Source organism: Pseudaquabacterium rugosum (assembly GCF_038066575.1).
In the GTDB taxonomy this organism is placed as follows: Bacteria; Pseudomonadota; Gammaproteobacteria; order Burkholderiales; family Burkholderiaceae_C; genus Pseudaquabacterium; species Pseudaquabacterium rugosum.
In genome coordinates, this window is the sequence record NZ_JBBUTF010000003.1 from 290695 (window position 1) to 302746 (window position 12052).

Here is a 12052-nt window from a genome sequence, read left to right on the forward strand (position 1 = left end):
CCGCCGCACGGGCGGCAGACCCGACATGCATCGCACCCCGGACGCCGAGACCCAGGACATGCCCTACCGCTACTCGCTCTACCTCGACGTACTGCGCTTTCTGGCGGCACTGGCGGTCTTTCTGGACCACCTCAGCATCCATCCGATCACGAAGGATCTGATCTGGCATCGGCTCGGCGCGTACGGCTCGATCGCGGTGACGATCTTCTTCGCGCTGTCCGGACATGTGATCGCCCATGTCACCGCGACACGCGAAAGAACGCTGGCCCGATACGCCGGTGCGCGCATCGCACGCATGTACTCGGTGGTGCTGGTCGCGCTGGCCGCCACCTGGATGCTGGACAACCTCGGCATGGCGTTGAACCCGGACCTCTACGCGATGCAGAGAATCATGTGGAAGCCACAGAGCCTCGAAGGCTACGCGGCATCGCTGCTGTTCATCAACGAGTACCAGATCTTCAACTTCAACGGCATCGTTCCCGGCAGCAATGGCCCCTACTGGTCGCTGAGTTTCGAAGTCACCTACTACGCGATCGCGGGCCTGTGCCTCTTCGCGCCCCGGACGATCGCCTGGCCCGTCGCGGCCGGCCTGCTGCTGGCTGGAGGAAAGACCATCGCGGCGCTCTTCCCGATCTGGGTGATGGGCTACCTGCTGTACTTCGTGCGCATCGGGCCGCAGCACAAGGCCTGGATGAAGGGGCTGTTCACGCTGTCGATCGTGCTGCTGGTGGCAGCCCCGAGCATCACCGGCCGCCTTCCGACCGACAACTTCGGCTTCCAGTTTCCGGTCGGTCGAGGTCCGTTCAACCGCAATCTGCTGGCCGACTACCTGTCCGCGATCTTCATCGCGATCCACCTCGTCTGCGCCAGATCACTGCTGGGGGACGCCCCTCAGCAGCGATCGCCGCACGCCGCCGAGCGCATGGTCCGATGGCTGGGCTCGCTGACCTTTCCGCTCTACCTGATTCACTTTCCCGCTCTGGCGTTCTTCACCGCGATCAGCCCCTGGAGGATAGACACCCTGCCGCATGCGCTGTTCATCACGGCAGCCACCTTCACGCTGGTGATCGTCCTGACGCCCTGGACCGACGCGCTGAAATACGCCCTGCGCAAGCGTCTGCCCGGCAACGCATGAGGTAAGCCGCGCCCGCGAAGCACGCGCCCCATGCGCTAGCATCCCGGCCTTCATCCCACCCACCGTCCGCTCCCACCATGCAAGTCGTCTGCCTCGACCTCGAAGGCGTGCTGATCCCCGAGATCTGGATCGCGTTCGCCGAACGTACCGGCATCGCCGAGTTCCGCCGCACCACGCGCGAGGAGCCGGACTACGACAAGCTGATGACCTTCCGCCTGGGCCTGCTGCGCCAGCACGGCCTGAAGCTGCAGGACATCCAGGACGTGATCGGCGGCATGTCGCCGATGGACGGCGCCAAGGACTTCCTCGACGACCTGCGCAGCCGCTTCCAGGTCATCATCCTGTCGGACACCTTCTACGAGTTCGCCGATCCGCTGATGCGCCAGCTGGGCCGCCCGACGCTGTTCTGCCACAAGCTGGAGACCGATGCCGAGGGTTATGTGTCGGCCTACAAGCTGCGCCAGCCGAACCAGAAGTTCCATGCCGTCAACGCGCTCAAGGGCCTGAACTTCCAGGTCATCGCCGCCGGCGACAGCTACAACGACACCGGCATGCTGGGTGCCGCCGACGCGGGCTTCTTCATCCACCCGCCCGAGAGCATCACGAAGCAGTTCCCGCAGTACCCGGTGAACCACAGTTACGCCGAGCTGAAGGCCCACATCGACGCCGCCTCGGTGCGGCTGAAGGCGCAGGCCCAGGCCTGATCCGGGCGCTTGCGGGACAATCGGCGCCATGAGCCGCCGCCATCCCCACATCGAACTCCTGGCCCCCGCGCGCGACGCCGACATCGGCATCGCCGCCATCGACCATGGTGCCGACGCCGTCTACATCGGCGGCCCGGACTTCGGCGCGCGGGTCAACGCCGGCAATCCGGTCTCCGAGATCGCGCGGCTGGTGGCCCATGCCCACCGCTACCACGCGCGCATCTTCGTCACGCTCAACACCATCCTGCGCGACGACGAGCTGGAGCCCGCGCGCCGCATGGTGCACCAGCTGCACGATGCCGGCGTCGATGCGCTGATCGTGCAGGACATGGCCCTGCTGCAGCTCGACATCCCGCCGATCCAGCTGCACGCCAGCACCCAGACCGACATCCGCACACCCGAGAAGGCGCGCTTCCTGCAGGACGTGGGCTTCAGCCAGATGGTGCTGGCGCGCGAGCTGACGCTGCCGCAGATCCAGGCCATCGCCGCCCAGGTGCAGGACGCCACGCTGGAGTTCTTCATCCACGGCGCGCTGTGCGTGGCCTATTCGGGCCTGTGCAACATCAGCCACGCCTACACCGGGCGCAGCGCCAACCGCGGCAGCTGCAGCCAGGAGTGCCGCCAGCCCTACACGGTGACGGACCAGGCCGGCCACATCATCGCGCACGACAAGCACGTGCTGAGCCTGAAGGACAACAACCAGACGGACAACCTGAGGGCCCTGGTCGACGCCGGCATCCGCAGCTTCAAGATCGAGGGCCGCTACAAGGACCTGGCGTACGTGAAGAACGCCACCGCCCACTACCGCCAGCACCTCGACCAGATCCTGGAGGCGCAGCCCGAGCTGGCGCGCGGCTCGTCGGGCACCTGCAGCTACACCTTCACGCCCGAGCCCGAGCGCAACTTCAACCGCAGCGGCACCGACTACTTCGTCAACGGCCGCCAGATCGACATCGGCGCCTTCGACACGCCGAAGTTCGCCGGCATCCCGCTGGGCGAGGTGGTGGCCACCGGCCCCGAGCACCTGGACTTCACCATCCAGCACGACGCCACGCCGATGAACAACGGCGACGGCATCACCTGGTGGGACCTGCAGGGCGAGCTGCAGGGCGTGCCGCTGAACAGCGTGCGCCTGATCGACGAGCGCAAGCGCCTGTGGCGCGGCCTGCCCAACCAGGCGATGGCCGAGCTCAAGGACCTGCGCAAGGGCGTGCCGCTGTTCCGCAACCGCGACATGGCCTGGGACCGCGTGCTGGACAAGCCCTCGGCCGAGCGCCGCATCGATGCCGATCTGCTGCTGTCCGACAGCGACGACCGCCTGACGCTGTGGGCCACCGATGCCGAAGGCCACTGCGGCCAGGCCAGCCTGGACATCGCGCTGCAGCCCGCACGCGACGCCGCCCGCGCCGAGGCGCAGTGGACGGACGCGCTGGGCAAGCTGGGCACCACGCTGTTCCGCCTGCGCGACCTGACGCTGGCCGTGCGCCAGCCCTGGTTCGCGCCGGCCTCGGCGATGAACCAGCTGCGCCGCGAGGCCATCGCCGCGCTGGAGGCCGCCCGCGCCGAGGCCCGGCCGCGCCTGACGCGCGCCGCCGCCGTCGAGCCGCCGGTGCCCTACCCCGAACGCACGCTGAGCTTCCTGGCCAACGTCTACAACCACGCCGCGCGCGACTTCTACGCCCGCCACGGCGTCGAGGTGATCGCGAGCGCCTACGAGAGCCACGAGCAGCTGGGCGAGGCCAGCCTGATGGTGACCAAGCACTGCGTGCGCTTCTCGCTGAGCCTGTGCCCCAAACAGGCCAAGGGCGTGACCGGCGTGCAGGGCACGATCCGCGCCGAGCCGCTGGTGCTCAAGCACGGCGACGACCTGCTGGAGCTGCGCTTCGACTGCAAGCCCTGCGAGATGCACGTCGTCGGCCGCATGCAGAAGCACGTGCTGCGCGAGGCCACCCGCGCCGAGGCCGCACAGCCGATCCAGTTCTACCGCCAGCGGCCGAAGCCGGCACACGCCTGACGGGAAGGCGTGCGCCTGAGGTCGGGCGTCAGGTCCGGACTCAGCGCACGGCTGGCGGCTTCACCGCCCCGCCTCCCGCACTGGTGCCTGCGCCGGTGCCCGCAGCCACCAGCGTGCAGCGCTGCGCCACGCAGGCCGCCGCCGGCGGCAGCTCGACCGCGCAGTTCGACATCAGCCCCTCGGCCGCCTGTCGCGTGCGCTCCTGACGGTCGAGTTGCGCGGCCCACACCGTCAGCCGGTCAGCGCGCCCCTCGACCGTCGAATAGGCCTGCCAGCCCGCCGGCCCGCCGCAGGCCTTGGCGCCGATCGGCAGCACGCGGCACTGGCTGTCAGCGCTGCAACGGGCCTCACCGATCTCGGCGGTGATGCGCTGGCGCAGGCGCTCGGCCGCCTGGGTGGGGGTGGGCACCGGCTTGGCCGCGGGGGCCGAGGCGGCGCCTTCCGGCAACACCACCCGCGGCAAGGCCCGCACCGCCGGGCGTGATGCTGGGCGTGATGCGGGGCTGGATGCCGGTTGCGCCGCCGGGCGTGATGCCGCCTGGCTCGCCGCCACCACCGCGGCGGCAGGCCCATCGGCCCGCGCCGGCCCCGCCCCCGGCCCGGGCAGCAGCCCCGACAGCAGGCCGGCCGCAGCCAGCAGAACGGCAAGATTCAGGTGCATCACGGATCCCGGATCAGTCGACGGACGGGCCATCATGCACCCGGCGCGTCAAGCGCCTGTTGCCCCGGCACGGCCCCGTGCCGCCGACGCCGCCGCCGCGGCGGACCGGGTGGACCGACGCGATCTCCACCGCCCCTCGCGCACATCAGCGTCGCGGCAGCGAGGCGCCGCGGCGCGTGCCCGGCATCGTGCCGGGCAGCGGCAGCCGGGGCATGGCGGTGCGGCGCAGCAGGGTGGCGGCGGCCGACGTGGGGGTGGCGTCAACGGTGCCGGGCAGGGGCTGCGGCACCGGCACCACCAGCAGGCGCACGGTGCCGGCGATGAACAGGCTGCGGCCGTCGGCGCTGGTGCTCATCTGGGGGCGCAGGCAGGCGCTGCCGTAGCCGTCGGTGTGGCAGGTGGCGTAGGCGGGCAGGTCCCAGCGGGCCAGCAGCGGCAGTGCGGCGTAGGGGCCGCCGCGCACCGTGGTGTCGAAGACGTAGACGCGCGGCATCACCGTGCTGCTGGCGTCGGTCCAGTCGGGCGGCAGCGCGTGCACGTACAGGCGCTGGCCGTCAGGAGACAGCACGCTGGCGGCGTGCGTCCAGCCGGCGTCGGGCAGCGCCACGCGGCCCAGGGCGTTGAACTGGGCGTCCCACACGCCGCCCATCACCTGCAGCACGGTGCCCTGGTCATCCAGGCCGTTCATGCTCCAGTAGAAGAAGCTCAGATCGACCGGGTTGGCGCGCCAGCCACCGCTCTGGCTGTTGTCCAGCACCAGCAGCGGTGGTGCGGGGCTCTGGCTGGCGCTCTGCACGGCCACCAGGCGCTCACCGTTGCGCGAGACCTCGAACCACGGTCCACCGTAGTACGCATCTCCACCGACGCCCAGGGTCTCCCGGGTGAACTGGCGTGTCCGCAGGTTGAAGCTGTAGACGGCGTTCCAGCCACCGCCCACCGTCAGCCAGACCCGTCCGTCGTTGGTGATCGCCAGTCCATGCCCGCCCGCGGGCACGGGGAAGAACGGACCGGGCGCGGTGTAGCTGGCGCTGAGGGTGAAGCCGGCCGGATCGATCAGGTGCAGGCGGCCGTTGCGCTCGGTGGCGACCAGCCACTGCCCATCCGGGCTGAGGGCGATGTCATCCAGCTCGGGCAGCGCCAGCACCTCGGCTGCGGTGTTGGGGGACGCACTCAGGCCGCGGCCATCGGCCCAGCGCTGGATGGCACCGGTGCCCCGGTTGGCCAGGTACAGGATGCCGCGGCGCGCATCGTGCACGAGGCCGCCCAGGCTGTTGCCCGACGGCAGGCTGCCGCCCGTCACCAGACCGGCCGCGGGCAGCGTCTGCGGTGCCAGCACCGTCAGCGTGGCACACGGGGTGGAGAGGCCCAGCGCATTGCCCACGCACACCGGCGAGTTGCCGGCCGGCAAGGCCGGCAGATCCACGCGCAGGGCCGCGTCACCCAGCCGCGTGATGCGGGTGGGGGTGATCGACGCGCCGGCCGTGCCGATGCTCAGCCGTGCCGCCGGATCGGCCAGACCGGCCATCCCCCGGCCGCGCACGATCACGCTGGCCGCCTGCCCGGCCACCAGCGTGCCGGGTCCGATGCCGTGCACCTCTCCCAGCGCGCGCTGCAGCGTCACGCGGGTGGTGACCGGCGTCAGCGCGAGGTTGGACTCGGCGGCGTTGGCGCGCACCGTGATGGTGGCCGTCAGATCGCCGTCGCCGCCCCGGGCCTGGGCCAGATCGGGCGCGATGCGCCAGGCCACGCTGTCGCCCAGGGTGCCGCTGTCGCGCGTCAACTGCAGCCAGGCGGCGTCGCTGCTGGCCGACCAGCGCAGCGCGGTGGCGCCGAGGGTGGCCGGGGTGAGGCTGCCCGTCAGGCGCTCGGCGGTGGTCTCGCTGTCCAGCGTGGCCGTCTGGGCGGCCGGCAGGCTCAGGCCGGGGCCGACCGTCAGGCTGACGGGCAAGGTCAGGGGCTGGGCCGGCCAGGCCGGCGTCAGGGTGACGGTGGCGCTGAAGCGGCCCGCCGCCAGGGCCCGGGCATCGGCCTGCAGCAGCAGATCGCCCGCGGCCGACGTGCCCAGGCTCAGCCAGCCGACCGGGCCGCCGGTGGCGTAGGCGATGGCGCTGCGCACCTCCGGGTTCCAGCTGGCGCGGGTCAGGCCCAGCGGCAGGCTGGCGCTGCGGCCGCCTTCGGCCGCGGTCAAGGTGGGGCTGGTGACGGCCACCGCCGGCTGGCGCTCGCCACCAGGCGGCGCGGCCACGGTGTAGCGCACCGGCAGCAGCACCAGATCGTCGCCGCTGCGCACCGACACGCTGCCGGTGTAGACCCCCGCGGGCAAGGAGGCGACCTGCAGATCGAAGCTGTCCGCGCGCTGGGCCGCCACCGTGAGCCAGGCGCTGTCCTGCGTCTGGACGCTGTAGCTGGTGGCGCCTCCAGCCAGGCGCGCGATGGCCACCGTGGCACTGGCGCCCTGCCCGCTGGTGGCCGACAGGCTGGCCTGCGCCGTGCCCAGCGCCAGATGGCGTGGCAGCGCGGTGTAGACCACGGGCACCTGCGTGCGCCGCGCGCCCGCCGTCAGCACCAGCTGGCTGCTGTAGGTGCCGGCCACCGTGGCCGTGGCGCTGATGGTGCTGCGCCCGTCCACCAGCGGCGTGGCGGTCAGCCAGCTGGCGCCGGCGCTCACCGCGGTGGTCTCGCCGGCGGGCCCGCCCTGCACCTGCAGCGGCGCGGTGGCCGCCTCGCCCACATAGCCGCTGAGCGTGAGGCTGGTGGGGCTGGCCACCAGCGCATCGGCCGGGCGCGGCGCCACCGTCAGCGTGTAGGCCACCGCCAGGGGCGAGCCGGCGTACTGCCGGCTGCAGGCACTGTCCGGGCAGGCCAGCAACAGCACCGTGCCGGTGTAGCGGCCCGCGGCCAGCCCCAGGCGCGGCTGGATCTGGACAGCCGCGGTGCCGCCACTGGCGCTGGCCGACGTGACCTGCACCGCCACCCGGTCGATGTTCGGATCGGCTTGGCCGCTGGGCGTGGTGGCGCCGACATACAGCCCGCCCCGGGCATCGCCCGTGGCCACGGCCTGCAGCGCGCCCGCCGGCGCGGCGGCGCTGCCCTCGTCATAGGCCAGCGCCACACTGCCGGTGCTGGAGGCCACCCGCAGCCGGCTGTCCACCGGCACCTGAACCTGCGGGTTGGCCCAGCCGGTGGCCGGCGCGCTGCCGCTTGCGCTTCCATCACTGCCGGATGCCGTACCACCGCCACCACCGCCACCGCCGCCACACCCGACCAGCAGCACCAGCGCCCCGCTGACGAGCCGCCCGGCGGCCTTCACGCCCCATCCCATCCTGCATCCTTCACTGCGACCCCGTGATCCAACGGCCCCCCCGGGCCCTCACGGATGGCGGCGGATTCTGGGTGGTGGGCCGGCCCCCGACACGCGACACACGCCGCGCATTCCGGGGGAAGCACGGCAGCCCTGCCGCACGTAGAGCCGAGCGGCGTGACAGGCTTGGCAGATGGGCTTGGCAAACGGGTAGGCAGACGGGTAGGCAGGCGGGCCATGCCCGCGCCGGCCCCACCGCCCAAGCACCCAGACCCACAGGGCCTGTTGCCCCAGGTCCAGACAAGCCCGCCCCCATGGCGGCATCATCGTCCGATGCCTGACCCGACCACCCCGCACGCCCACACCCCGCCCCGCGCCCCATCCCCGCTGCGCGGCCCGCTGTCGGTGCTGGACCTGGCCCCCATCATCGAAGGCGGCGACGCCGCCGACGCCCTGGCCCGCAGCACCGCCCTCGCCCGCCATGCCGAGGCGCTGGGCTACCACCGCTACTGGCTGGCCGAGCACCACAACATGGACGGCCTGGCCTGCTCGGCCACCGCGGTGCTGGTGGGCCACATCGCCAGCGCCACCACGCGCATCCGCGTCGGCTCCGGCGGCGTGATGCTGCCCAACCACGCCCCGCTGACCGTGGCCGAGGCCTTCGGCACCCTGGCCACCCTCTACCCCGAGCGCATCGACCTGGGCCTGGGCCGCGCCCCCGGCACCGACATGGCCACCGCCCGCGCGCTGCGCCGCCACCTGCACGCCGTCGGCGACGACGACGCCTACCTGCGCGACGTGCAGGAGCTGGAGTCCTACCTGGCGCCGGCCGAGCCCCACCAGCGCGTGCGCGCCATCCCCGGCGCCGGCACCCGCGTGCCCGTATGGCTGCTGGGCTCCAGCCTGTACAGCGCCCAGGCCGCCGCCTGGCTGGGCCGGCCCTACGCCTTCGCCTCGCACTTCGCGCCCGACCAGCTCGACGACGCCATCGCCCTGTACCGCAGCACCTACCGCCCGTCCGAGCGCTGGCCCAAGCCCCACGTGATGGTGGCCTTCAACGCCGTGCTGGCCGACACCGACGACGAAGCCGCCTTCCACTTCACCACGCTGCAGCAGCGCTTCCTGGGCATGGTGCGCGGCGTGCGCGGCCCCCTGCCCCGCCCCATCGCCCCGGCCGAACTGGAGACCCACTGGAACCCCGGCGAGGCCGCCCAGGTGCGCCGCATGTTGTCCGTCAGCGTGGTGGGCGGGCCGGACAGCGCGCGGGCGCAACTGGCACGGCTGCAGGAGCGCACCGGGGCGGACGAGTGGATCGCCACGTGCAACGTGCACGGGCATGGGGCGCGGTTGAGGAGTTATGAGGTGCTGGCGGGGGTGGTGGGGATGGAGGTGGGGCGGGTGGGCTGAGGCTGGGCCCGGGCCGGCTGGGGCGGTGCGGGCATCTGGCGTGCCCAGATGCGTGGACGCTTGCCCTTGGCAATAGCGGAACCTGCGGCCAGAATCGGCGCCACAAATGCTGGGCTTGCGGCCGTGATAGGTGGACGCAAGTACCGCACGGACAGGGAGAAGGCGTGCAGCGACAAGGACTTGCGTGGACAGGACACGCCGGTGTTATCCGGCGTGCTCGGGTGTTATCCGGCATGCTCCGGTGTTATCCGGCGGACATCAGATCCGTTTTTGCGGGACTTGCGCCTTTTCTCGAATTTTTAGTGGCATCGGCGGGATCGTCCAAAGCCGGAAATCCTTCGCGCCACAACGACTTGCGACAGGCAGACTGCGCTTTGTTATGCGGCGTGGTCCATTGTTATCCGGCGCCGTGCAGTCTCCCGACAACACGTTAGGCCAGCGCAAATAACCATCCAGCAACTCGAACCACAAATCCGCCCCAGGGAATCCATCATATGAAGAAGTTTCTTATCATCTGCGCTTTGCTTGTTATCGGAAAAGTAGCTTCCGATCAAATCACCGACAATCTCGCAACGGCAAACACCGACAAGCATATGATCAAGATTGCCGAAGAGATGAACCAGAAGCTACCTCAGACGAATGAAGTAATGCAAATCGAGGAAGTGACTTACTCAGACCGCACACTAACCGTCCATGGAGCAATGCTGAACGGACAAGAGTTGAGCCCAGAATTCAAATCCAATGCACAGGGCAAGCTAAAGTCCTTCTACTGCGGCAGAAAGGAATTCAAAAATGCCAAGGTAAACGTGGCCTATGCCTTCAGAGCCACGGGCATGAAGACACTTAGCGACAAGCTCGCGACCGATAACTGGTCCACCGTAATTCACCCAACCGACTGCAACTCTTGAAACAACCAGTCTCTTGGGGCCAAACTCACACATGCCTCGGCATGCGGGCTACATTACATGCCCCAAGACAAGCCATTTCGTAGCACTAAAGTCATTAATCCAATGCGCCTAACTGGGCGGTCAAGCGGACGCCAACATGGGCCATGCCTTCGGCATTTTATTGCCCCATGTTGGTGCCCTCCACTCGCTGCGCTCCTTGCGGCGCCGCTTACCTTGGGCGTTAGGCAACACCAAATTCCTGGCGCAACTGGCAATAGTTTTTCTTCTATTTAGCCACCGCTCGCGAGAGCAGTTTTTCATTCCCAAACCGCTCCAAGTTCATCATCGGCCTGGCGTCTGCGCAGGCCCAGCGCTAAGTTGCACTCGGCTTGGCCTCCGGGCGCATATTTACGGCTCAATCTGGCCGTCTGTCCTACGGCAGCCGACGCTCACTCCAGCAGCGCCAAAGTGCCACACGCCATCGACTTGGTTGGCTGTCAGTCCTTCGGCGGTCAGCGTCGGGTTTTGCGCCGTGGCAAGCCACCGCGCAAGCATCCCGCAGCCACGGCTGGCGCCGTCGCTGCTTGGCGTCTTCGCCATCGCCGGTTACAGTGGTCGCATCGCTTCAAGCGTCACAACAAACACTCAGGTTGGCACATGCCTTTGAACATCCAGTTCAAGCTCGTAGGTCAGTACCTCAGCACAGCGCCGCGTCAAACACGGCCTCTGCCTAACCGTCCGGTCAAGCGGACGCCAACAAGGCCCATGGCTTCGCCATTTTTACGGGCCTTGTTGGTGCCCTGCACTCGCTTCGCTCCTTCCGGCGCCGCTTACCTTTTGCGTTAGGCAACACCAAATTCCAGGCGAAGTTGGCAATAGGTTTTCATCTATTTAGGCACTGCTCGCGAGAGCAGTTTTTCATTCTCAAGCCGCGCCAAGCTCATCATCAGCCTGGCGTCTGCGCAGGCCCAGCGCTAAGTTGCTCACTGCGGTGCCGCGTGGCGCATGTTCACGGCTCAATCTGGCCGTCTGTCCTTCGGCAGCCTGCTCACCACCGAGCTACGCCAAAGTGCCATGCGCCCACGCCTTGCGGGCTGCCCGTCCTGCGGCGGTCAGCGTCAGGTTATGTGCCGTGGCAAGTCATCGCACACACAGCCCACGGTCGCGGCTTCGCCGCCACCGCTTGGCGCTTTCACCGTTGGCCGCTACAGTTGAAGCATCGCTTTCAAGCGCACAACAAACACTCAGGAAGGGCACGGCTTGAACATCCAGTTCAACCTCGCAAGCGAGTACCTCAGCACAGTCGCGCGTCCAACGCGGCCTCTGCCTAACAGGTCGGTCAAGCGGACGCCAACACTGGCCATGGCTTCGCCATTTTCATGGCCAGTGTTGGTGCCCTGCACTCGCTCCGCTCCTTCCGGCGCCGCTTACCTTTGGCGTTAGGCAACACCAAATACCAAGCGAGTTTGGAAACTGGTTTGCTTCTATTTAAGCAGCGCTCGCGGGAACAGCTTTTCATTCCCAAACCCCTCCAAGTCCATCGCCGGCCAGGCGTCTGCACAGGCACAGCGCTAAGGCTCACCTAGCTCTGCCAAGGGGCGCATGTTCACGGCTCATTCCGGCCGTCTGTCCTTCGGCAGCCCGCTCACCATCGCGCAGCGCCAAAGTGCCATGCGCCCTCGCCTTGCGAGCTGCCCGTCCTGCGGCGGCCAGCGTCAGGTTTGTGCCGTGGCAAGCCACCGCACACACAGCCCACGGTCGCGTCTACGCCGCCACCGCTTGGCGGCGCATCGGTTGGCCGCTACAGTTGAAGCATCGCTTTCAAGCGCACAACAAACATTCAGGAAGGGCACGGTTTGAACATCCAGTTCAACCTCGCAAGCGAGTACCTCAGCACAGCGGCGCGTCCAACGCGGCCTCTGCCTAACAGGTCGGTCAAGCGG

General features: G+C 69.0%; 7 protein-coding genes. 5 read left to right on the top strand and 2 right to left on the bottom strand.

Annotated features, from left to right (window positions below):
- Window positions 1–25 precede the first annotated feature (25 nt).
- The 3 genes from AACH11_RS03880 (at window position 26) to AACH11_RS03890 (ending at window position 3853) form a co-directional block, all read left to right on the top strand.
- The gene (locus AACH11_RS03880; protein ID WP_341372882.1) at window positions 26–1135 is read left to right on the top strand and encodes an acyltransferase family protein; all 1110 of its coding nucleotides are present in this window, start codon (window positions 26–28) and stop codon (window positions 1133–1135) included.
- Window positions 1136–1212: 77 nt separating this feature from the next.
- Window positions 1213–1839, top strand: coding sequence for a bifunctional phosphoserine phosphatase/homoserine phosphotransferase ThrH (gene thrH, locus AACH11_RS03885; protein WP_341372883.1), 627 nt, complete (start codon window positions 1213–1215; stop codon window positions 1837–1839).
- 28 nt (window positions 1840–1867) lie between these two features.
- Complete coding sequence (locus tag AACH11_RS03890; RefSeq protein ID WP_341372884.1) at window positions 1868–3853, top strand: peptidase U32 family protein; 1986 nt, start codon at window positions 1868–1870, stop codon at window positions 3851–3853.
- Between the two features lie 40 nt (window positions 3854–3893).
- Here the strand turns inward: AACH11_RS03890 and AACH11_RS03895 are convergent, their stop codons facing one another.
- Together AACH11_RS03895 and AACH11_RS03900 are read right to left on the bottom strand one after the other, a co-directional pair.
- Window positions 3894–4514: a hypothetical protein gene (locus AACH11_RS03895; RefSeq protein ID WP_341372885.1), complete on the bottom strand. Its 621-nt coding sequence runs from the start codon at window positions 4512–4514 to the stop codon at window positions 3894–3896.
- A 145-nt stretch (window positions 4515–4659) separates the two neighbouring features.
- Window positions 4660–7836, bottom strand: coding sequence for a BACON domain-containing protein (locus tag AACH11_RS03900; protein ID WP_341372886.1), 3177 nt, complete (start codon window positions 7834–7836; stop codon window positions 4660–4662).
- Between the two features lie 312 nt (window positions 7837–8148).
- Here AACH11_RS03900 and AACH11_RS03905 point away from each other — a divergent pair, with 312 nt between their 5' ends.
- Entirely contained in the window at window positions 8149–9222 is a 1074-nt protein-coding gene (locus AACH11_RS03905) for an LLM class flavin-dependent oxidoreductase (RefSeq protein ID WP_341372887.1), read from the top strand.
- A 494-nt stretch (window positions 9223–9716) separates the two neighbouring features.
- A complete protein-coding gene (locus AACH11_RS03910; protein WP_341372888.1) occupies window positions 9717–10130 on the top strand; it encodes a hypothetical protein in 414 nt (137 codons plus the stop codon).
- Window positions 10131–12052 lie beyond the last annotated feature (1922 nt).

What these genes read in the sequence shown, in the direction of transcription:
- AACH11_RS03900 (WP_341372886.1), bottom strand. Translation starts at nt 7,836, where the DNA reads ATGGGATGGGGCGTGAAGGCCGCCGGGCGGCTCGTCAGCGGGGCGCTG.
- AACH11_RS03880 (WP_341372882.1), top strand. Translation starts at nt 26, where the DNA reads ATGCATCGCACCCCGGACGCCGAGACCCAGGACATGCCCTACCGCTAC.
- AACH11_RS03890 (WP_341372884.1), top strand. Translation starts at nt 1,868, where the DNA reads ATGAGCCGCCGCCATCCCCACATCGAACTCCTGGCCCCCGCGCGCGAC.
- thrH (WP_341372883.1), top strand. Translation starts at nt 1,213, where the DNA reads ATGCAAGTCGTCTGCCTCGACCTCGAAGGCGTGCTGATCCCCGAGATC.
- AACH11_RS03910 (WP_341372888.1), top strand. Translation starts at nt 9,717, where the DNA reads ATGAAGAAGTTTCTTATCATCTGCGCTTTGCTTGTTATCGGAAAAGTA.
- AACH11_RS03895 (WP_341372885.1), bottom strand. Translation starts at nt 4,514, where the DNA reads ATGCACCTGAATCTTGCCGTTCTGCTGGCTGCGGCCGGCCTGCTGTCG.
- AACH11_RS03905 (WP_341372887.1), top strand. Translation starts at nt 8,149, where the DNA reads ATGCCTGACCCGACCACCCCGCACGCCCACACCCCGCCCCGCGCCCCA.